This is a genomic window from Maribacter sp. (assembly GCF_016744255.1).
Lineage (GTDB): Bacteria > Bacteroidota > Bacteroidia > Flavobacteriales > Flavobacteriaceae > Maribacter_B.
The window spans coordinates 2149-24482 of sequence record NZ_JADGES010000035.1 but is presented as its reverse complement, the minus strand read 5'-3'; the positions used below and the strand labels follow the sequence as shown (position 1 = coordinate 24482).

General features: G+C 33.4%; 16 protein-coding genes and 1 CRISPR repeat array. Of the genes, 7 read left to right on the top strand and 9 right to left on the bottom strand.

Annotated features, from left to right (window positions below):
- The first annotated feature begins 4 nt into the window (after positions 1 to 4).
- The 5 genes from msrB to QZZ51_RS07915 all read left to right on the top strand — a co-directional run bounded on the left by msrB (position 5) and on the right by QZZ51_RS07915 (position 4192).
- Positions 5 to 466, top strand: a complete 462-nt coding sequence (gene msrB / locus QZZ51_RS07935) for a peptide-methionine (R)-S-oxide reductase MsrB (RefSeq protein ID WP_291868304.1) — start codon at positions 5 to 7, stop codon at positions 464 to 466.
- Positions 459 to 998 (top strand): peptide-methionine (S)-S-oxide reductase MsrA, encoded by a 540-nt coding sequence (gene msrA / locus QZZ51_RS07930; RefSeq protein ID WP_291868302.1) that lies wholly within the window; start codon positions 459 to 461, stop codon positions 996 to 998. The genes msrB and msrA overlap by 8 nt, the downstream gene beginning before the upstream one ends.
- A 94-nt stretch (positions 999 to 1092) precedes the next feature.
- Positions 1093 to 2655 carry a protein adenylyltransferase SelO gene (locus QZZ51_RS07925; RefSeq protein ID WP_291868300.1) on the top strand — a complete coding sequence of 521 codons (1563 nt, stop codon included), beginning with the start codon at positions 1093 to 1095 and terminating at the stop codon, positions 2653 to 2655.
- A 128-nt stretch (positions 2656 to 2783) separates the two neighbouring features.
- Positions 2784 to 3200 (top strand): DoxX family protein, encoded by a 417-nt coding sequence (locus tag QZZ51_RS07920; RefSeq protein ID WP_291868298.1) that lies wholly within the window; start codon positions 2784 to 2786, stop codon positions 3198 to 3200.
- 176 nt (positions 3201 to 3376) lie between these two features.
- Positions 3377 to 4192 carry a sulfurtransferase gene (locus QZZ51_RS07915; RefSeq protein ID WP_291868297.1) on the top strand — a complete coding sequence of 272 codons (816 nt, stop codon included), beginning with the start codon at positions 3377 to 3379 and terminating at the stop codon, positions 4190 to 4192.
- Positions 4193 to 4286: 94 nt separating this feature from the next.
- Positions 4287 to 4712: direct repeats of the CRISPR family, unit length 46 nt; unit sequence GTTGTGAATTGCTTTCAGTTCTTATCTTTATAGGATAATTCACAGT.
- 518 nt (positions 4713 to 5230) lie between these two features.
- On the opposite strand, the gene cas2 is transcribed toward QZZ51_RS07915, so the two are convergent.
- The 9 genes from cas2 to QZZ51_RS07870 form a co-directional block, all read right to left on the bottom strand.
- A complete protein-coding gene (gene cas2 / locus QZZ51_RS07910; protein ID WP_291868294.1) occupies positions 5231 to 5575 on the bottom strand; it encodes a CRISPR-associated endonuclease Cas2 in 345 nt (114 codons plus the stop codon).
- Positions 5576 to 5586: 11 nt separating this feature from the next.
- Entirely contained in the window at positions 5587 to 6483 is an 897-nt protein-coding gene (gene cas1 / locus QZZ51_RS07905; RefSeq protein WP_291868291.1) for a type II CRISPR-associated endonuclease Cas1, read from the bottom strand.
- Complete coding sequence (gene cas9, locus QZZ51_RS07900; protein WP_291868288.1) at positions 6480 to 11108, bottom strand: type II CRISPR RNA-guided endonuclease Cas9; 4629 nt, start codon at positions 11106 to 11108, stop codon at positions 6480 to 6482. Before cas9 ends, cas1 begins: the two co-directional genes overlap by 4 nt.
- A 382-nt stretch (positions 11109 to 11490) precedes the next feature.
- The gene (locus QZZ51_RS07895; RefSeq protein WP_291868285.1) at positions 11491 to 12087 is read right to left on the bottom strand and encodes a TetR/AcrR family transcriptional regulator; all 597 of its coding nucleotides are present in this window, start codon (positions 12085 to 12087) and stop codon (positions 11491 to 11493) included.
- Between the two features lie 18 nt (positions 12088 to 12105).
- Complete coding sequence (locus tag QZZ51_RS07890; RefSeq protein ID WP_291868283.1) at positions 12106 to 13389, bottom strand: TolC family protein; 1284 nt, start codon at positions 13387 to 13389, stop codon at positions 12106 to 12108.
- Between the two features lie 13 nt (positions 13390 to 13402).
- Complete coding sequence (locus tag QZZ51_RS07885) at positions 13403 to 16534, bottom strand: efflux RND transporter permease subunit (RefSeq protein WP_291868280.1); 3132 nt, start codon at positions 16532 to 16534, stop codon at positions 13403 to 13405.
- A 19-nt stretch (positions 16535 to 16553) separates the two neighbouring features.
- Entirely contained in the window at positions 16554 to 17570 is a 1017-nt protein-coding gene (locus QZZ51_RS07880; RefSeq protein WP_291868277.1) for an efflux RND transporter periplasmic adaptor subunit, read from the bottom strand.
- A 170-nt stretch (positions 17571 to 17740) separates the two neighbouring features.
- Positions 17741 to 18640, bottom strand: coding sequence for a helix-turn-helix domain-containing protein (locus QZZ51_RS07875; RefSeq protein ID WP_291868274.1), 900 nt, complete (start codon positions 18638 to 18640; stop codon positions 17741 to 17743).
- Between the two features lie 176 nt (positions 18641 to 18816).
- Positions 18817 to 20982, bottom strand: a complete 2166-nt coding sequence (locus QZZ51_RS07870; RefSeq protein ID WP_291868271.1) for a carboxy terminal-processing peptidase — start codon at positions 20980 to 20982, stop codon at positions 18817 to 18819.
- Between the two features lie 196 nt (positions 20983 to 21178).
- Here QZZ51_RS07870 and surE point away from each other — a divergent pair, with 196 nt between their 5' ends.
- Complete coding sequence (gene surE / locus QZZ51_RS07865) at positions 21179 to 21958, top strand: 5'/3'-nucleotidase SurE (RefSeq protein ID WP_291868269.1); 780 nt, start codon at positions 21179 to 21181, stop codon at positions 21956 to 21958.
- Positions 21951 to 22235, top strand: a complete 285-nt coding sequence (locus tag QZZ51_RS07860; protein ID WP_291868267.1) for a hypothetical protein — start codon at positions 21951 to 21953, stop codon at positions 22233 to 22235. Before surE ends, QZZ51_RS07860 begins: the two co-directional genes overlap by 8 nt.
- Positions 22236 to 22334: the final 99 nt, after the last annotated feature.

Sequence of the window (22334 nt, the reverse complement as noted above, 5' to 3'; positions counted from 1 at the left end):
AGATATGCTTACTTGGAAAGAAGTAATAAATTTTAGTATTAAGGGAAGCCCTACCCCAGACACAAGGATTGAAAAAACAGAATTGGAGTGGAAAAAAATATTAACCCCAGAACAGTTTCGTGTAACCAGACTTAAAGGAACAGAAGCACCTAATTCTGGAGCACTTTGCAGCGCTCATGATGCTGGCGCCTATAATTGTATATGCTGTAATACGCCATTATTCGACTCCACAATTAAGTTTGAATCTGGAACAGGTTGGCCTAGTTTTACACAGCCAGTAAAAGAAAACGCTATTAAATATAAAAAAGATGCTACCCATGGTATGATTCGCGTAGAGGTTATGTGTAATACTTGCGACGCCCATTTAGGACATGTCTTCCCAGATGGACCAGAACCAAGTGGATTGCGCTACTGCGTAAATTCTGAATCTATGCAATTAAAAAAAGAAAACAATACAAATGAATAATTCTAATATACAATTAGCAACCCTTGGAGGTGGCTGTTTTTGGTGTGTAGAGGCCGTTTTTAACGAAATAAAAGGAGTTAAAAAAATAGTCTCTGGATATACCGGTGGTACTGCCCCAGGAAAACCAACTTATAAAGAAATCTGTTCTGGTTTAACAGGCCATGCAGAGGTAATACAAGTTACTTTTGATTCTAGTATAATTTCATACCACGACTTATTAGTCATTTTTATGACTAGTCATGACCCAACTACTTTAAACCGACAAGGAGGAGATACTGGAACGCAATACCGATCTGTAATATATTACCATAACGATGTACAAAAAGAAATAGCTACTGCAGTAACTAAAGAAGTTGCTAGCTATTACGAAGATCCTATTGTAACAGAAATAAGCGCTTTAGGTATTTTTTATGAAGCAGAAGAGTACCACCAAGACTATTACAGAAATAATACAGAACAAGGTTTTTGTAGCGCGGTTATTACACCCAAGTTGGCCAAATTAAGAAAAATGCATGCCGACAAATTAAAATAATATACTAAGCTCGAAGCATTCGTAGAAAAACAACCTTAAAATTTCGAGGCAAGCCTCGGAGAATTTAAATCTCGATTATCGAGTAAAACGAACCATGAAACTAACTATAAAAGACACCTATAATAAAGAACTTCCGGAAGATCCTATTTTGGAGAATACGCCTAGACAGGTAAGTGGAGCTTGTTATTCTTTAGTTACTCCAAAAAAAACAAAAAAGCCAGAGCTAGTTCATGTATCTATAGAAATGTTAGAAGCAATTGGACTTTCTTTAGAGGATAGCAAAACAGATACTTTTGTACAAACTTTTACTGGCAATACTATTTTACCCAATACCAAACCCTATGCTATGTGCTATGGCGGACATCAATTTGGGAATTGGGCTGGGCAATTAGGAGATGGTCGTGCCATTAATTTAGCAGAAGTAGAACACCTTTCTAAACGTTGGGCACTACAATTAAAAGGAGCTGGCCCCACACCTTACTCTAGAACTGCAGATGGCTTAGCTGTCTTGCGCTCTTCTATTCGAGAATATTTATGTAGCGAAGCAATACACCATTTAGGCATCCCTACAACTAGAGCCCTCTCTTTATCTTTAACAGGAGATCAGGTTTTACGCGATGTTCTGTATAACGGAAACCCAGAATATGAAAAAGGAGCTGTAGTCTGTAGAGCAGCACCAAGTTTTATTCGATTTGGTAATTTTCAAATATTTTCTGCCAGACAAGATACCAAGAACTTAAAAAAGTTAACCGATTATACTATTTCCCATTTTTTTTCGCATTTAGGAACTCCATCAAAAACTACCTACTTGCAATTCTTTAAAGAAGTAATGCTTCGCAATTTAGAAATGGTAATCCATTGGCAACGCGTTGGCTTTGTACATGGGGTTATGAATACCGACAATATGTCTATCCTAGGGCTAACCATAGATTATGGCCCTTACGGATGGCTAGAAGATTATGATGCAGATTGGACACCCAATACCACAGACAGACAACACAAAAGATACCGTTTTGGCAACCAAGCAGATATAGTTCTTTGGAACCTTTACCAATTGGCTAATGCATTATATCCTTTAATAAATGAAACCGAAGGCTTAGAAACTATACTAACGGAATACACAGACCTATATGCGGAAAAATATGTAGCTATGATGCGCTCTAAACTAGGTTTATATACCATATATAAAAAAGACATTTCTCTTATACAAGAAGTAGAAGAAAACTTGCAGCTAACAGAAACAGATATGACTATCTTTTTTAGAAATTTATCCGATTTTAATTCTGAAAATAGCGAAGAAGGTTTTTCCTTAATAAAGAATGCTTTGTATAAACCAGACGAAGTAACTAAGGCCATTAAAGAAAAATGGGACGCTTGGTTTAAAAATTATGCAGAAAGATTACAACAAGAAAATGTACTACCAAAGGAGCGTAAAGAAAAAATGAATCTTACCAACCCTAAATACGTACTCCGTAATTATATGGCGCAATTGGCAATAGAAGCTGCCGACAAAGGAGATTACTCCTTAATAGACACCCTTTTTACCATACTTAAAAATCCTTATAAAGAACAAATGGAGCACATTAAATGGTTTGCAAAACGCCCCGACTGGGCAAGAAACAAAATAGGTTGTTCCATGCTATCTTGTAGTTCTTAGTCCTAATTTCCACTGAAAATAGTAAATAAAACCATTGGTCTACAGATATGTACCAACCACCATGGTTTGGTCCTAGAAAAAATATTAAGATCGTACTTTAGCTATAGAAACATAAAAACCCCATAGCTATGAACAACCCAAAATTACATTACAACATTGCCATTACATTATTTGCTGCTGCAATTATAAGCGTAATAGTAAACTCCTATATTAATTACGACTCCTTAGTTTTAAGATTTGAAAACTTAGGCTATCCTATATACTTAATCCATGTATTAGGTGTTGCCCAAACATTAGGCTTGGTTATTTTATTATCTAATAAAGGAAAATGGTTATTAGAATGGGCATACGCAGGATTCTTTCTAAATTTCACCTTTGGTATTATTGCCCATCTGTTATCTAAAGATGGTAATGGAGCAACTGCCGTAATTTGTCTTATTTTAATTTGGGTAACCTACATACAAAACAAAAAATTAAAATACTATAAAGATTCTTTAAAAAAAGAGGATAACATAGAAGCACATCATCTTAAAAAAGTAGCTTAATTAGGGTGTTACACTTTTTAGATTTTTTTTGATTGGGAAAAACCTGCTTTATAGCAGGTTTTTTTATTCTATAAATTTTACTCTTCTTGCATTTTAGTTTCTTATTTTTATTCAGGATTCGCAACACCTTATTTAATATATTGTTGTTATGCAACATATTCCTAAAAAATAAAAAAATGGATTCCATAGTATCTGTTAATTGGTTAAATGAAAATTTAGAAAACCCAGATGTCATAATTTTAGATGCTAGCCTGCAGAAAACAAGAGTCCATATCGCGTCTGAATTAACCGAGTATACAATTAAAAAAGCACGCTATTTTGATTTAAAAAATAAATTTAGTGATGTCAATAATCCATTTCCTAATGCTTTTCCTTCAAAAGAACAATTTGAAACAAACTGCCAACTTTTAGGAATTAATGATTCTAGTATTATTGTTGTATTCGATATTGATGGTATTTATTCTAGTCCAAGAGCTTGGTGGTTATTGCGAACTATGGGGCATAAAAATGTAGCAATCTTAGATGGAGGATTCCCCGAATGGATATTAAATAAATTCCCTATCGAGAAAATAGGTTCAAGAGGGGAATACGTAAAAGGAAATTTTAAAGTTAATCTAGACAAAAAATCTATACGGAATTTTCATAATATTTACGAGAATTTAGAATCCAAGAAAGAACTGGTTATGGATGTTCGCTCCGAAGAAAGATTCAAAAGCCTAGTTCCCGAACCTAGGAAAGGACTAAGAAGTGGTAATATTCCCAATTCAATTAATCTTCCGTACACTAAACTATTAACCAAAGGAAAATATAAAACAAAAAAAGAGTTAAAAGAAATATTTGAGCGACATATACAAGAGCAAAAACCACTTGTTTTTAGTTGTGGGTCTGGAATCACAGCCTGTATTGTATTGTTAGCAAGTGACCAAATTCTCTCTAATAAAAAATCAATATATGACGGTTCATGGACAGAATGGGGAGAAAAAATAAAATAAACATTATAAAATCTGAGATAAAAAACAACCCTTTTATGCATTAGTTTTATTGATGATTCGCAGTGTTAAGTCATGTTTTGTTGGCACAAAATAGGTTGTGAATTGCTTTCAGTTCTTATCTTTATAGGATAATTCACAGTGCGAACCTGCTAAGTTTCACCTGCGCAGTAGTTGTGAATTGCTTTCAGTTCTTATCTTTATAGGATAATTCACAGTTTATTGTTTTTATTATACATATAGCGAGCTGTTGTGAATTGCTTTCAGTTCTTATCTTTATAGGATAATTCACAGTGATAGGAAAGCATAAATACAATCAAGCTTTGTTGTGAATTGCTTTCAGTTCTTATCTTTATAGGATAATTCACAGTCTAAAATTAAACCTAACAAGGTTAGAAAGCGTTGTGAATTGCTTTCAGTTCTTATCTTTATAGGATAATTCACAGTAGAGGATTTTGATTATGATAATAATGAGGTGTTGTGAATTGCTTTCAGTTCTTATCTTTATAGGATAATTCACAGTACGTCTATTTTGGTTATTGGGTCTAAGCCAGTTGTGAATTGCTTTCAGTTCTTATCTTTATAGGATAATTCACAGTCAACGTCTAAACAACTTAGTAGATAAGCAGTTGTGAATTGCTTTCAGTTCTTATCTTTATAGGATAATTCACAGTTCCGGGAGTGGATAGGGACGCCTTACAATTGTTGTGAATTGCTTTCAGTTCTTATCTTTATAGGATAATTCACAGTTATTGTTTTTATTTTGTTATACTTTATATTGTTGTGAATTGCTTTCAGTTCTTATCTTTATAGGATAATTCACAGTTATACTCTCTTTGATTAATTTCTCCCTGCGGTTGTGAATTGCTTTCAGTTCTTATCTTTATAGGATAATTCACAGTATACCCGCCATAATAGGCTGGTATACTGTTATTTAAGCCTCTTTATAGAAATAAAAAATAAATACTTAGTAACTACTTAAAAATTAGCCTCTTAGTATTTTATTAAGCCTCTTTTACTATTTCTGATTTTATAAAGCACCTAAAAAAGCTCTAATTGTTGGCTAGGAGGTTCGGGTGGAATTTCTTTTTGCCCATGAAAAAGTTCCATCATTCCAAATTGTTTATCGGTTATTTGCATAATACAGACCTTGCCTTTCTTGGGTAGCATATTCTTGGTGCGCTTTATGTGTACTGCTGCATTTTCTCTACTAGCACTAAAACGCATATAAATACTAAACTGGAACATTGCAAAACCATCATGTAACAAGTTTTTTCTAAAACGTGCCGCCATCTTACGTTCTGTTAGGGTTTCGGTTGGTAGATCAAAAAATACAAGTACCCACATGCTTCGGTATTGGTTTAGTCTGGTAAAATGCTCTGGCATATTCACATAACTTAAAACTCTGGATATAACACCCTACGACTACTACCCTGAAAACACTCGTATAAACTACTGGTGGTACGGCTCATAGCATTCATTAAAGGACTTTTTTTACCCTCTATTACTACATCCATAGCGGGTATACCCAAAAGTTCTGTTTTTAACATCGTATTTAATTCTTCTATTTGGCAACCAGTTGCTACTAGATCATACACTAAAACATCTACAAAAGGGCGGTAAGGCTCCATAATATCATCTGCCAGACAAAAAGCATTATACTTATTTCTATGAAATATACCTACAGAGGGTAGCATACCACTACTTACTAATGCCCGTGCGGTAACCGCTCTTAATATCGCGTAGCCGTAATTTAATAAATTGTTTGGAGCAACTCCTTTTTGGTTTCGGCTAAAACCATCTACGTGTTTAAACAACTCCTGAAAATAATAAGCTGCGGCAAATGCCTCATGGTTTTGGGCATCGCCACTTTTTACCTCTTTTGCCCAACGTCTTAGTTTTAATGCACTTTTAGATTGCAATAATAAATGTTGCGCTTGGTTTTCTATTTTTGCTTGTACGGTTTGTTGCCACAATTGTTTTTTTAAAGGTACCGATGCATTTAACTGATGTCGCATACGCTCGGTTTGCTCCGTATGCCCTACCAAAGGCTGCAAAAAACCACAAGGTAAATGCTGTTTATCACAAGTAATAACAGCGGTTTTATTTTGCACCAATTTCATTAACAAACTATTGGTAATAGTTATTTGCGGATCCTCTAAAACCACAAAACCTAGATCTTCTATGGCAGCATTTTTATTGGGCTTGTCCTCATCTGGGTAAGCCGCTACCAATTGTTCATTGCGTGTACTTAGATATACTGGATTACCAAAAAATAGAGTGCGTTTTATCATTTTATTGTCTCAATAATATTACCTAACCTGTCCGCCTTAATCTTCCAACATACTTCTTTAATCATTTCTCCTGTAATACTACGTTCCATCTTATTTAGAGCCGAAAATTCAAATTTATTTTTGATTGAAGTGGCAACTTTACTCGGCACACATTGCAACTTATTTTGGGTTGTACTAACCATTTTATAAATTCTACCTACTTGCTCTTTTTTTAACCTATCAAAATCTACTAATGCCGGATTCTCTATTTCTTCTTCAGTAGGCACGTACACTAAATCGTTTGGCGATAATGAAAACATAAATTGACCTTTAGTATGATCAACAGGTATCATAGGTATATTTTTAGACTCTTCTTTGTTAGTAATAGTAGCGCGCCATTTTTGATGTTCTATTACTTCATTTAATGGGATGGTATCAAAGACACGTTTCTTTTTTTCTTTATTAAAGTACATAGCAAAATATAAATTAGTTCCTTTTGCGGCTTCTACATACTTTGTATTTTTGGCACTCTTTTTTTCTTCAGAAACGGGAAATTTACTGCCTTCTTCAAATAAACGAACCTTATAAATAGGCTGGTGTTTCTTACCTTTATTAAGTTGTACCATACTTTTATTTAAGGCTTGAATACCTCCAAAATTAAATGCTAAAGTAAAGTCCTCTTTACCTTCCTCATTTATATAATTTTTAAGATGATTTAATAGGATTTTCTGAATCCCTAAATCGGTAATGCTTTGTAATTGCTTTTGCGTAAATTTTTCTGACAAAGCTACGCGCGTAGCTGTTGCTTCTATTTTTTCATATACAGTTACTTTATTAACCGCAAGACCATTAATTTCAATAGGATTATTCTTAAAATATTTTTTAACTTTTCCTAAGTCACCATCAAACAATTTAAACGCCAATTTTACTTTTAACTTAATGGCTTTATTTACTATTAACTGATGGCTTTCAATCGCGTTATTAAAACTAATAGGAGTTTTTCGTTCCCGTGTTAAGGTTACTTTTCCCGAAACGGTTTCTTTATGCATAGGCTTACGGATAGCCCAATTATCTCCTTTGGTTTGCTTTACTAATACCTTTTTAAAAGCACCCTCTTTTTTAACCCATTGCCATGTTTTATTATTGGTTTTATTAATAACCCGTAAGTTCTGTTTAAAGCTAACTATTGTAGTTTCTAAACTATGTTTAGCTTCTACAGTAAAATTAGACCAAGGGTGTATAAAATGTTTGGTATAATGACCTTCTTTATTTTTAATCAACAAGGCATCACGCAAACCATAATTTTTTTCCTCTGCATTTAGTGCATTTAGATAATGAGTGTGTTTTTGCGTGCAACAAGCTATCACCAGAGCATCTAAAGCATGATGTCTATGATCTATTCTCTTTTTGTTAAATCCTTTTGATATAGCATCTGGTACTTTTGTTCTAAAAAATTGCTTCCCAGTATTATTCCCTTTAGCATCTTTCTGAAAATCCCAATCTCCAAAATCTTTAGAATTAGTCATTTCATTTAAACGCATAAAACGTGGTGCAACCAACTCGTTCCATTTTTCATTTAATCCCCAATCTTGTTTTAATTTAGACGTGATTGCACCAGTTACAGGAACAACATGTTTAGAAATGGCTTCTTTTTCGTTGTCTTCCCTAACCAAATTACCTAAAAGGCCTTTTATTAATTTACTAATATATCTACTGTCATTTAGTTGTCTATTAATAAAGCCTTCTGGTATTTCTTCACTTAATAAATTCCTAAGTTTTGTTCTGTTCTTTTTAAAATAATGATTGCAATGATTCTCATAGTTTTCTAATTCTAAAATTGGTGTTCCATCTACAATAGAGCCTCCATTTTTAGAGATATACTCATAGGCTGTCATATTACTTTTATCCCTATTAACTTCACTCTCACAGATAACTTTATTTCCTAATGAATTATCAAAATATCTAGATTGAGGTATAACATGCTCTATCTCATAATCAATAGTAAATAATCTACTTAACTGTATAATTCTCCCTGTATATGGTGAAACATACCCTTGTTCTAGCCATAATTTGTACTTTTCAATTTCTTTTTTAGTAGGCGAATTATTTTTTCTGATTTTAGAAATATCATCTTCGCTTACTTTTCTATAATCCGCATCTGGGTTTTGTATAATGCCTTCCTCATAAATTTTTAATATCTCTTGGTGGCTTGGCGAGTATGCTTTTACATTTGAAATGCCATCATTCATTAATTCTTGAAGAATATTCTTAATACGGCTATTTGTATTCTCATTTTCCGTATTTCTGTCAGACATAGATTTTCGCTTTGCGGCTGGGCTCTTCATTTCTCTACCCAATTCTACATGAATTTTATTAAAAAAGTTCTCGCTCCCTTTACCATAATGATTCCAAATATCTCTAACCGTACGTAAGGTTTCTGTAACTACCTGTTCTACAATAGGGTTTCTAAGACTATGCTGCTTAAATTCATTTAAAAACTGTGTAATGTCTTGTGGACTTTTCCATTGCGTTATGGTGCTTGGTTCTGAATGTCTATTGTAAACAGCATAACAGGCTTGGTATGTGTTTAATCCTGTAAATGGATTCCCATTTTTAAAAGGCATAAAGCTTTTAATTAATCGGATAGGAATAGCATCATCGGCAACACTTTCTAAAATGCTATTTAGGTCTATTTTTGTATAATTGTCTTTTAACTTCAAACTATTTACACGCTCCATTATGGAATGTATTCTTTCTTTTGTTTCCGTAGAAATATGCTCCTCTTTATAATAATAACCTCTACGCATTAAAGGCAATAGTTTTTTAATGGATTTCTCTGAATACGCGCCGTAATCATTTGGAAATGGAGGAAATTTCTGAAACCTATCTACAAAAGTAGATGCATCAATGCTATGCTTTTTAGCAAATGTACCTAAGGCTTTTTCATATTCCTCTTTGTCTTTTACAGAGTAAATAATATGCCATAAATTGTATGTAATTTCTGATGTTAAAAAAGAAGTGACATCTAGACTAGCAACCTTTTGTAATCTTGAAACAAACTGCGCCTTGGTTTCATTACAAGGGTATTTTTTATCCTCAACATAGTTCCATCTATAATTGTCTTTGTTTGTTTTTTCTATTAATTTTTTAGCAATAAAATATTGAATAAGTTGCTTTTGGTCTACTTCTTTCTTAAGGCTTAAAAAAGTGAACAAATCTGCCCAATCTTCTTCTGTTTTCAGTAATGTATTGGTAATATCTTTATCCATTAAATTACCAGTAGCATCTTCTTTTTGATAGACGGTAAGATTCTTTAAAAACTGCCACAATCTAAATTCTTGAAAAAGAGGATGCGATTTAGGTATGGATTTTAACGGTTCATTTACCCAAATTTCCTTTTCCAATTTAGTTACTTTATCTACTTCTTTTTTCTTAAAACATCTTATTTCATATTGGCACCCAGAAATAGTAGATTTTTTACTCTTTAAAGGTCTTTGATAAAAAATTATATCCTCTGTAAATAAATATAAAAAACCTTTTTTCTTTATATTATTTTGGTGCGCTTCATTTCTTGGATACAGTTCTTGGACACAGTTTTGATATTGCTTTTCACTTTGTAATTCTGGGTGATGCTTTAACTGCTCTTCAATAATAGCTTTAAACTCCTTTTTGTAATAGTTACGTTCTATCGTTTTTATAAGTTTTCCTCTAATTTTTTGGGTAGGGTTTTGCAATAAAGCCTCATAAATATAGGGTCCAATATGTTTTTTAGAAGCATCAATGTCTTGTTCCATTTTTGCCTTTATAGCAACCCAATCCTTTTCTGAATCTACTGCTTTATAAGTCCTTTTTACTTCACCATCTTTTTTTATACTGCTAGTGACAATAAATTCTTTCTCTTTTCCTTCCCAGTTTTCAATTTTAACAATTTGTTTGTCGTACTTCCATCCATTATCAAAATAAACATCATATAATTTATCGCCAGATTTCTTTATCGTTTCCCCACTATCAACTAAGCTTTTAACTTTTAGAGCAACAAATTCTTTTGTTTTACCTTCTACAACCTCTTCTTCTTCCCCCCTTAATTGATAATACCCTCTTTTTTGATTAAAATTGAGTATAACCCAGGCCAGTTCTTCTTTAGTAATCTTTTTAGATAAAGCTTTGGTACGTAAATAATATAAAGTCCAGTCATATGGTATTTTCACATCCTGATTATGTGCTTTAAAATCATTAACCATTTCATTGAAAGAATTCTTAAAAATAAATTCGAACTCTCCTTGTTCATTTTCGCAATAGTTTAGCTTTACCTCTGTATGTTTCTTAAATTGTCCTAAACGTTTTTTAAAATCAATAGCGTTTGCATAATGTTTTGGCAAAAAGCCCAAAACATGCAATACCCTGTGTAAACGCTCTCTTCTTAAAATATTACGTTGGTACAATCTTCGTACACTACGATACCCTGTACGCTCTGCTGTTTGTGAAATAGACACGCCAGAATCAAACTTACCTAATACATCTTGACTCATTGGTATAATTCTACTACCAAGCCCTTTAATGCTTCCTTCTTTCTTGTCGAAATCTTTTTCAATCAAAGCCCAGCCAATACTATTGGTTCCCAAATCCAATCCTAAAATTCGTTTCATCTAAATACTTTTTATTAAAACTATTTCTATCTTTTTTAATTTCCTTACGGAAATCCGTATTCTTATTATAATTTTCTTTTTATATCTTTACTGTACTGAAAGCAATTCACAATAAGGATTATTCCGTTGTGAAAACATTTAAAGCGGCCTTAACGGGTCGCTTTCTTTTTATAACAAAGTGGTGGGGGAAATTGGTACTAGGATAGATTATAAGGGACTATAAAAATAATTAATACGTATAACTATTGTAGCCTTTTTCTAGTTTTTTTGAAAAATTTAAATACAAAAAACCGCTTAAATATAATTTAAACGGTTTTTATTTTGGTAAAAAAACGTATTCTTTTACACTGCTAAGCTTTGCTGCTTTAGTAGCATAGTATATCTAATGCAAAGCATTTAAATGTTGCATGCCCTTAGTGCTCACTAATCTATTGATTAATAGATTGGCAAAAAAATTTAATATGCTATACGAGTTTTCAAAGTTTAAAAGAGCATCATCTGTAAAAAGCAAACCCAACATATTTAAAACAGATTCGCCTATTTCATCTGTATTTAATTCTTTTTTATACAAACCCTCTTGTTGTCCCCTTTCTATATTTTTAGTTAGAAAAGGCAAAATGCTCTTTTTATTAATTTTGGAACACTCCAAATAAAATGTCAGATTATAATGTTTAAAATCTCTAATAAGCGTTGGTGAAAAAGAAGGTATTATTTCATTGTAAAATTTGAAAAATTGATTTAATTCTATAACCGCATTTTCCGAACTAAAAGTAATACCCTCTAATTTATGTATAAATTCCGAAGCCTTAATCTCAATAATCTGATTAATGATATCTACCTTATTTCTAAAATGTTTATAAATGGTTCTTTTAGAGACACCGCACTTATTAGCGATATTGTCCATAGATATACATTGAAAACCATATTTTGTAAACAATACAAAAGCCGTTTCTAAAATAATTTCTTTTTTACTATACATGGCAATTTTTATATGATCTCATATATTTTGTTCTCCTATAGCTTTTATATAATTTGCTTTTCTAATATTGTAATTAGCATTAGCATCTATGAGGTCCGAAAAAGCATGTTGCCATAACACCTGAGCCTCTAAAACATCGCTCCCATTTACCGTTCCGGCATCGAAGCGGTCTTGGTGAAGCTTAAGGTTCTCATCGGATTGCTCCAATGATTTTTTTGCAATTTCGACCCTTTTTATGGCTTGGTTCAATTCTAAATAAGCATTCTGAATTTCAATAGCAACTAACTCCTTAGTATGCTCTAATTCTACCTTTTGAGCTTCGACCTTAAATTGCTGCTCTTTAACACGGTGTTTTCTTCCTCCCCAATCGAAAATAGGAATATGCAAACTTGCCAACCCAACAAAACTGGTTAAATGGTCTTTAGATTCGGTGGCGTTTAAATTATCGCCATACATATAAGATTCCATAAAACTAATTCCTAATGTAGGTTTTCTTTCTGCTTTTAATAAATCCGCTTGAAGATTGCTCATTTCTACCACGTTTTTTAACATTGCTATTTCCGGGCGATTTTCAATGGCAGAAGCAACCAAAGTTTCTTGAATTAACTGAGCTTCGTCACTTATGGTTCCATCGACATCAAAATCGGTATTTTTCATTCCCATTAATTGTGCCAACCGCAATTTGAGCATTAATAGGTTATCCTTTCCTATAGTTAAATTTAACTCTGCCTGATTAGCTTCTACTTGAACTTCTAACAAATTATTCTTATAGGTAAGTCCTGCATCATATAAATTGGTTATATCTATTAATAATTTATTCAATAACGTTTGGTACTTCTGCGCCAATTCTACCTTCCCCTTTACATTTACCAATTGCCAATAGGTTGTTTCTACATTTAATAACACATCGTTTTGGGTTCGTTTTTTTTGTAAAGTTTGAAGGTCAACGGCCGAACTGGCTAACTTTTTCGCCTTGTTAATTCTACCGCCTGCATACAAAACTTGAGAAACTCCCAAAGTCGAGAATAATGTATAATCTGGTAGTAACCCTAGAGGGTACTTTTTCATATATATTCCATACGCGCTAGCTTCTAATGATGGTTTCCCTAATGTTTTAGCTCCTTTTTGGGCAGTATTAGCAGCGTCTAAATTATATTGTTCCCTAATAATTTCTTTATTATTATTTAAGGCCAATGCTTTTACTTCTTCTAAATTCAATGGCTTTTCCTGTGCGCAAATGAATTGTACAGTGAAACACGCGAATAAAAGAACATGTACATATATGTTTGTAGTATTTCTCATTATAAATTTCATTTTAGTGCGCTTGAGGTTTGTATAAAATCTCTTTCTCTTTAGGATGCTCATGTACTTTTGGGTATTCCTTTTTTGCGAATTTGTAATACAAAACTGGGACAACAAATAGAGTCATTACCATGGAAACAAGAAGCCCAACAGCCAATACGCTACCCAAGGGTGCCCATAGGGGTGATTTACCCACAATCATTGGGATAACGCCAACTGCCGCAGCAGATGATGTTAAAAATATGGGACGCATTCTTCGTTTACCAGCTGCTTTGGCAGCTCCTTTAATAGAATAATTGTGCTTAATAGCCAATTCATCCGCATAATCTACTAGAATAATACCGTTTCTCACTACAATACCTATTAGACTAATTACTCCCATAAACGCGGTAAAACCAAACGGGTTCCCCGTAAGCTTTAGTCCTAAAAATGCCCCTAACAAACTCAAAGGAAAAGTTGCTAAAACGATTAAAACTTTAGTAAAATTTTTAAATTGAAACAACAACAGTAAAAAGATAAGTACTATACTTACTGCCAACGAAGTGGCCATTTGAGGTAGGGTTTCTGCGGAGCTCTCATATTCCCCTCCGTAATTAATTTGTACCCCTTTTGGCAATTGCAACGCATCTATTTTAGATTTTACTTTATTTAAAATAGTAGTAGCCTTAACTCCCATTTGCGCCTCCGATTGTACGGTCAAGGTTCGCAAACCATTTCTGCGGGCAATAATACCCGTATGCCACTCGGGCGTTATAGTTGCTATATCTTTTAAAGGAATTTTAACACCATACTGTGTTGAAATATTTAGCTGCCCTAAATCATGGATATTATTTCTACTCTCGGTATCTAACCGTAATAGAATTTCTACAGGTTTATCTCCCTCATATAAGGTAGATACTGGATAGCCGCTTAAACCTGCGCCCAGTGTCCGCGAGACCATTTCACTAGTAACACCAACGCGGCTTGCCTTATCATCGTCTAAATTTACCTTTACTCCATAATAATCATCTTGATAGGTAGTTCTAATCCAATTAGTACCTTCTACATCTTCTAGAATAACTTTAACCTGTTCTGCAACTTGTTTTTGCTTGTTTATATTCTCCCCAACTATACGAACTTCAATAGGTGCTGGTGTACTTTTCATGGAAAGCTGTCTTATTCTAATATTACCATCAGGCAAAAACCCATCAAATTCTTTCACATATTCCTTTACCAGCTCTTCCGTTTGATCATTACCTATGGTGGTAACAAATATTTGTGCAAAATTCTTCCGCGGAGCTTCTGGCGTGTAGGTTACATGAAACCGCGGCGAGCTTGTACCTACGAAACTTGCTATGTTTACAATCCGTTCATCTGTTTTTATTTTATCTTCAATTTTATTAACGACCCTTTTTGTTTCTTCCAAACCGGTACCATTAGGCAACCAAACTTCTAAATTAAATTGATTTCTTTCGGATGTAGGGAATAACTCTTGCTCCGTACTTCTTGCAATAATAAGGGCTAATAAAATAGAGAAAAGCCCGATAGATAATGTTATTTTAGGATATCTAAAACTATAATCTAACCAATTATTAAATTGTTTTTGTAAACGGTCTAACAAAGATAATTTTTGAAATCCATCGCTTACTTTATGCTTTAATCCCTTTTTAATAGAGATATAACACAAATAAGGAGTTAGTAATAAAGACACTAAAAACGAGGTAAATAAAGCAATTGCAACTGCAATCGGTAAGGATTGAATAAAATCTTTTGCTAAACCAGTTAAAAATAACGCCAATGGAACAAATGCAAATACAATAGCCAGAGTCGCCGTAAAAATAGGTAGCATTAACTGTGTTGCACTTTGCCAACCTGCTGTCCATGGATCCGTACCTTCATCTAATTTTTCTATATAATTATCCACCACCACAATGGCATCATCCACGACCATACCAAGTACAATAATTAAAGCAGCGAGTGAAACTTGATGAATTTCGATACCTATTGCATTTAAAATTCCAAAAGTGATTGCTATTGCAATTGGGCAAGCTACCGCAGAAACAATAGAAACCCTTAAAGGCAACAATAGAATTACAACCATAATTACAGCCGAGATAGCAATACCAAACTCTAGCATAAAGTGGTTTATACTTTTCTGAACTATTTCTGGTTGATTTACGATGCTATTAATCTGCACATCTTGTGGTAAATCTTTTTTTACCTCCTCAATTCTATTCTGAACTTTCTCTCCAAATTTTACAATATTATTTCCAAGCTGCATTTCAATAGCCAACATAGCTACACGTTGCTTATCTACTTGAATAAAGCTTTCTTCTTCTTCATATTTTCGTTCAACAGTAGCAATATCCTTTAGGCGAACTACTTTCCCCGAAGGGTCACTATAAATAATCTGGCTCTCTAAATCTGATGTGGTTTTATAGTAATTTTTAGTGAAAATTTTAGCATCCGTAGTTTGCAATTTTATCTCGCCCGAATAATTGGTAGCATTTTGTGTTTTAATAATCTGTGCAATAGTAGAAATATCAAAACCATACTGCTTTAATTTTTCATTATTCAGCGTTACGTAAATTTGTTCCTGTTGCTCCCCATACCTATTTATTCTAGCGGTTTCTGGTATAGTCTTAATACCATCTTCTAATTGATCCAAGTACGTTCCAATTTCGGCATAACTTCTCCCTGGTGCTGCAATTGTAATCATTTGGGCAGTTACATCCCCAAAATTACTATTTACAATAGGCCCTATAAGTGCTGATGGAAGAGTGTAGTTTAACTTAAAAGTAGTATTTAATCCATGTTGTAAAATTGCCCAAAATTTAGCCCTATCTTTTACATTATCATTTAACTCTACGGTAATAACTACTTGGCCTTCTTTTGTTTTGGAATGTGTTTTTTCTTTACGTACCTCCTCATAACTAAATAAAAATTGCTCTATTTTTTCGGTTACTTGTTGCTCTACCTGTAATTCATCAGCACCAGGGTATGCTGCTATAACCAATGCCCTATTAAATGTAATTTCGGGGTCTTCGCTTCTCGGCATTGTAAATAAGGAATATATTCCAAAAGCCATTAAGAGAATAGTTATAACAATGGTTACCTGATGGTATTTCATTGATGCCTCTATAAAATTTATCTTTACTTTTCTCATCACCGTATTTTTATAGGAATTAAAAAGTAACTTCTTGCCCATCCATTATATTAGTGTATCCTTTAGACACCAATGAATCTCCTACAGACAACCCTTTGTTAACCACCACCAGATTTCCTTTAAAACCCCCTATATTAACCCGTTTCTTAAGCGCCTTTTTATTTTTAATCACATAGGCATAGGTAATATCATTTACATCTCTCAATACTACTTGCGGTGGAATGGTAATAACTTGCTGCGTATTGTCTGTATTAATTTTTATCGTAGAAATCATTCCAGGAAGTAATTGATTTTCTGCGTTGTTTAAACGAATCTTTACATTGAAAGTCCTTGTAAGAGCATCTGCGCTATGATTGATAATGGCTACTTTTCCTTTAAAAATTTTATTCATAGAGGGAATATCTACCAAGGCCTCCGAACCAATTTTTAATTTTGAAATTTCTGACTCACTAATAGATGCTATAGCATATACTTTATCCGTTTTCATAACTGTAAATGCTGGTATTCCTGGTGCTGTAGTAGCTCCTATTTCTGTTAGCTTAGCTGTAATCATTCCTGAGAATGGGGCATACAATTTAGAGTCCGATAAACTTTTTGATGCCAAATTTTTATTGGCATTGGCTTGTGCTACGCTTACTTTTACTGCGATAAAATCGCGTTCGGGTAAGCTACCTTTTTTGTATAATTCATTTAAACGTTTGTAATTATCATTTGCCAATTCTAGCTCTGCATTGGCTATATCGTAATTATTTTTATAGGCTGTGGCATCAATAATTGCCAATAATTGCCCTTTTTTAACTTTTTGACCTTCCTGTACAAAAATGTTAGCTACTCTTCCTGGCACAGAAAAGCCCAAAGAAACCGTATTGTCTGCCTCTATAGTTCCGCTATAACTTAATATTTCCTTTTCTGGATTAGATATAATCCTAGTTACCTCTACCTTATAGACTTTGGTTTCTTTTACTTCTTCCTTTTTTTCGGAACAAGCTGTAGCAAAAAAAGCTACTACAATAAAAAATAAGTATCTATACTTCATTTTAAAATGCGTTTTAATTAAATCCTTAAATAATTCATCAAATTTTACTGTACAAAGTTGGCCCTACTTTAGACTTTACAACAGGTTTAAAAAATGCATTAATTGGTCAAAATCGATTCTAAATGAATGTATTAGGCGAATTAAATCTCTTAAAAATAGCTTTAATTGGTCTATTTTCTGTTTTTGCTCCTGTAAGTAGTAGGAGACAAACCTGTTTGTTTTTTGAAGTATTTACCAAAAAAAGATTGGTTAGAAAATTGTAGCTCCTCTGCAATTTGGGCAATAGAAAGTTTTGGGTTTTCTAGTAATAAACGAGCCTCCATAATGACGGCATCATCAATTAATCGAGATGTTGTTTTTCCGGTAACTTCTTTTAAGACTTTAGATAAGTACCCTGTAGTGACATTAAGGGTATCTGCATAAAATTGTACCGTTCTTTCCTTTTTTACATTCTCTTCCAAAATATTCCAAAAGCGTAAGCCCAATTCTTCTTGCCTAGAAAGTTCTATTTTTAATTCTGGGTATTTCTTTTTAAAAATAGCTGCGTAATTATATAAAATAACTTCAAAAGTACTTCGAATCAAATCTACTTTAAACAAGGAGTCTTCCTTTAAACAATTGTAATGTTTTAATAGTTTGGCTAATGACTTTAGCAATTTTCCCTGTGTTGCAGTTAGCTTCAATTTTGGAATGGTGGTAGCTGTAAAAAAATCAAAACCATCGATTGCTGCTTTATTAAAAAAGTTATCGAAAATAAATTTTGCAGAAAAACTTATGGTAATAATCTTTAAATCGGGTCGTACCCCTACAATCTGGGTAACGGTTTTTAAAGGGTACGCAATACATTCGTTTTTCTTAACATTATAGGTAATAAGGTTTACGAGGATGTTTAATTCCCCCGCGACTACAAAAATTAGAGCGTAGTTGTTAGACCTAAAAGGGTATGTAATAGGAATTTCGCTTACTGGCTTTTTGGTAAAATGCACAAATAAATCTTCCGACTGGGGATCGTCTCCTAAAATTTCGACAAAATCACTTACCGAAAGCCTTTTTATTAAGTCCTCTTTCAATTTTCAAAGGTTTACCCAAAGATATACTAAAGTTTAAATAGAGTTGAGCAAACTCTCTATTTTACCTATAAATAACACAAAAAATTAGCGCCTGAATAAGGGAATGAATCTCCTAAATAAGTACAAAAAAACCGCTTAAATATACTTTAAGCGGTTATCTATTTTGATAAAAAAACTTATCCTTTTACACTGGCAAGCTTCGCTTGTTTAATGTTGTTTAATTTTAAATCTTGTAGCACATTTACTGCTTCTTCTACATATACATCTTTAGCTAATTGTTTGTGCCAACGGTTTCTTTTCTCTCTTAAAACAGAATCTTTAGTAAATAAAGCTTCTTCATATTTTAAAGATTTAAAAGTTAAATGAGAATCGTATTCCGATAAGTTTTTAAAGTATTCCGATTTCTCTTTATCTTTTGATTGCTCGGTCTTATACACCTCATAATTAAGAGATATTTCTGTTTCTTCTTGCTCTGCCTTTAACCATTTAGCATTCTCCTCTATTAACTTAATTTGAGGGTGCTTTGCCATACGTTTGGTACTACTCGCTACCGTTTTGTCATAATCTATATAACCATTCCAAGGTGTGTAGTCTGCAGGTGTAATTTTATCCCATTTTAAAGGGTTACTCTGATCTCTTTCTCCTAGATCTATATAGCTATACTTGTCTGGCACAACCACATCACTCTTAACGCCTTCTAACTGTGTAGAACCTCCGTTAATTCTGTAGAATTTTTGGGTAGTTAATTTAATAGCTCCCAAATCTCCATGCTCATTACTACGCACTATATTATCTAAAGGAATTACATTTTGTACGGTTCCTTTTCCAAAAGTTTGTTTGCTTCCTATTACAATTGCTCTTTTATAATCTTGCATTGCAGCAGCTAAAATTTCTGAAGCAGATGCAGACAACTCATTTACCAGAATAACTAATGGGCCACCCCATTGTATTCTTTCATCTTTATCATCATACACATCTTTACCTTCTCCACTAGAACGTACTTGTACAATTGGCCCATCTTTAATAAACAAACCGGCCATTTCTACAACCGTTTTTAAAGACCCTCCACCATTATCTCTTAAATCTATAATTAAACCTTCTGCTCCTTCTTCCTTTAAACGTTTTACTTCTTTAGCAACATCAGAGGCAGCATTCCTATTGCTGTAATCTTCAAAATCTACATAAAATTTAGGAAGATTAATAATTCCGAATTGTTGTTGTTCCTTAATAATATTAGCAGATTTAGCATACGATTCTTCTAGCTCTACTATATCTCTGGTTATAGAAATGACAGTATTAGAACCATCTACTTTACGCACGGTTAAATCTACTACAGTACCTTCTGGTCCCTTAATTAGTTTTATAGCATCATCTAATCGCATACCTGCAATATCTATAGGGTCTTCGCCATCTTGGCCTACTTTTATAATTTCATCGCCAACTTCTATTCTTTGGTCTCTCCAAACTGGACCTCCAGAAATAATTTCTACAATTTTAGCTCCTTCTGGCTTCTTTTGTAAACGGGCTCCGATACCTTCGAACTTACCAGACATACTAGTGTCAAATTTTTCTTTTTCTTCCGGAGCAAAGTAAAACGTATGCGGATCAAATTCATCTACAATACTATTAATGTATTGTGCAAACCAATCTTTTCGCTCTAAATCATCCACAAAACTAAAGAAGTCATCTAATGTAGTCTCTGTTGTTTTTCTTGCTGCTATTTCTGCTTCTTCTGCAGTTATTTTTTCATCGGCATGATCCTTACACTCTTTTTTACTTTTTGCATCACCATGATCGTCATGGTCATCATGCTTATGTCTTGACAGTTTAGAATCATAAGTGCCTAAAGTTGCATATTTTAATTGCTTTCTCCATCTTTCTTGCAACTCTTTTTTAGAAGACACAAAGGAAGCATCTTTATACTCAATACTTAAGGTTTCTTGTTTAGAATAATCAAAAGGTGTTTGTAATATTTCTTTATAAATTCCTTTAACATTATTCATACGCTCTACTAAACGAGCATATACTACATTGAAAAAAGTAATGTCGGTATTTTTAATTTGATCGTCTAACTGAAATTTATATTGTTCAAATTCTTCGATATCACTTTCTAAAAAGTATCGTTTGGTTGGATCTAGAATATCTATAAAATCCTCAAAAACGCGGACTGAAAAATCGTCATCAATAGCCTTGGGCTCGTAGTGTCCTTTTTCTAAAACATACGTAATTATATCTAACAACAATTTATCCTTGTCATCATTCTCAAATGTTTTATTGGTAAAACTGCATGAGGCTACAGCTACCATTAATACTGTTAAAACGTAGGCTAAATTCCTTTTCATAAATTCAAATATTTTTAAAGTTTTGCAATTTTTTAGTCTAGAAAAAACTGCAGATTATATACTTAAAATGGTATACAATTCCCTAAGATACTGAAAAAACCATGCCAGCAATATCTTACAGCAATAATTTTTTGTTAAACAAGGTAGGCGTCTTATCTTTTTTAAAAACGTATTTTTACTCCGTAAAGTATATGCTATGCCTAAACCTCTTATTCTTATAACCAATGACGATGGAATAACCGCACCGGGTTTGCGTACTTTGGTTACCTATATGTCTGCCATAGGCGATGTTGTGGTGGTCGCTCCCGATAGCCCACAATCTGGAATGGGGCATGCCATAACCCTCGACAGTACTTTGTATTCTAAGCGAATGAAAATAAATCCTTTAAGCGATTTACACGAAGAATATAGTTGCAGTGGCACGCCTGCTGATTGTATAAAAATGGCCTTACAAGAAATTTTAACTCGCAAGCCAGATATTTGTGTAAGTGGCATTAATCATGGGTCTAATTCGTCTATAAATGTTCTTTATTCTGGCACCATGAGTGCTGCAATAGAAGCAGGAATAGAAGGTGTACCTGCCATAGGTTTTTCTTTATGTGATTATTCTTGGGAAGCAGATTTTACTGCTGCAGAAGATTTTGTAAAAACTATTGTAACAGAAGCTATTACTAACGGAATACCCAAAGGAGTAGTCTTGAATGTAAATATACCTAAGCTCTCTAAAGAAGAAATAAAAGGAATAAAAATTTGTAGACAGGCAAAAGCAAATTGGAAAGAAAAATTTGATAAACGCACCAACCCAATGGGGAAAGATTATTACTGGCTTACAGGAGAATTTGAGCTTTTAGACAAAGGAGAAGATACAGATGAATGGGCTTTAGCTAATGGCTATATTTCGGTAGTGCCAACACAATTTGATTTAACCGCACACCATGCTATTGCAAACATTAATAATTGGAATTTAAATGAATAATAAAAAGGAAATTATAATTGGCTTTGGAGTAGGGATTATTGCTAATACCGTAGGTACACTTTTGTACATTTTAATTTTTTCTGAATTTGGAATTGTAGAAACCTATAATGCTGCCGTATCGCAAGGGCATGTAGGTAGCTTATTGGCATTAGGAGCAATCTTAAACTTAGCTGCTTTTTTTGGGTTTTTAAAAATAAAAAGAGACCAAAGGGCCCGTGGTGTTCTATTGGCAACCCTAATTACAGCATTAGCCATATTATATTATAAAATTTTTTAATGATGGTTGATGGTTGATGGTTGATGGTTGATGGTTGATGGTTGATGGTTGATGGTTGATGGTTGATGGTTGATGGTTGATGGTTGATGGTTGATGGTT

What these genes read in the sequence shown, in the direction of transcription:
- msrB (WP_291868304.1), top strand. Translation starts at nt 5, where the DNA reads ATGCTTACTTGGAAAGAAGTAATAAATTTTAGTATTAAGGGAAGCCCT.
- msrA (WP_291868302.1), top strand. Translation starts at nt 459, where the DNA reads ATGAATAATTCTAATATACAATTAGCAACCCTTGGAGGTGGCTGTTTT.
- QZZ51_RS07925 (WP_291868300.1), top strand. Translation starts at nt 1,093, where the DNA reads ATGAAACTAACTATAAAAGACACCTATAATAAAGAACTTCCGGAAGAT.
- QZZ51_RS07920 (WP_291868298.1), top strand. Translation starts at nt 2,784, where the DNA reads ATGAACAACCCAAAATTACATTACAACATTGCCATTACATTATTTGCT.
- QZZ51_RS07915 (WP_291868297.1), top strand. Translation starts at nt 3,377, where the DNA reads ATGGATTCCATAGTATCTGTTAATTGGTTAAATGAAAATTTAGAAAAC.
- cas2 (WP_291868294.1), bottom strand. Translation starts at nt 5,575, where the DNA reads ATGCCAGAGCATTTTACCAGACTAAACCAATACCGAAGCATGTGGGTA.
- cas1 (WP_291868291.1), bottom strand. Translation starts at nt 6,483, where the DNA reads ATGATAAAACGCACTCTATTTTTTGGTAATCCAGTATATCTAAGTACA.
- cas9 (WP_291868288.1), bottom strand. Translation starts at nt 11,108, where the DNA reads ATGAAACGAATTTTAGGATTGGATTTGGGAACCAATAGTATTGGCTGG.
- QZZ51_RS07895 (WP_291868285.1), bottom strand. Translation starts at nt 12,087, where the DNA reads ATGTATAGTAAAAAAGAAATTATTTTAGAAACGGCTTTTGTATTGTTT.
- QZZ51_RS07890 (WP_291868283.1), bottom strand. Translation starts at nt 13,389, where the DNA reads ATGAGAAATACTACAAACATATATGTACATGTTCTTTTATTCGCGTGT.
- QZZ51_RS07885 (WP_291868280.1), bottom strand. Translation starts at nt 16,534, where the DNA reads ATGAGAAAAGTAAAGATAAATTTTATAGAGGCATCAATGAAATACCAT.
- QZZ51_RS07880 (WP_291868277.1), bottom strand. Translation starts at nt 17,570, where the DNA reads ATGAAGTATAGATACTTATTTTTTATTGTAGTAGCTTTTTTTGCTACA.
- QZZ51_RS07870 (WP_291868271.1), bottom strand. Translation starts at nt 20,982, where the DNA reads ATGAAAAGGAATTTAGCCTACGTTTTAACAGTATTAATGGTAGCTGTA.
- surE (WP_291868269.1), top strand. Translation starts at nt 21,179, where the DNA reads ATGCCTAAACCTCTTATTCTTATAACCAATGACGATGGAATAACCGCA.
- QZZ51_RS07860 (WP_291868267.1), top strand. Translation starts at nt 21,951, where the DNA reads ATGAATAATAAAAAGGAAATTATAATTGGCTTTGGAGTAGGGATTATT.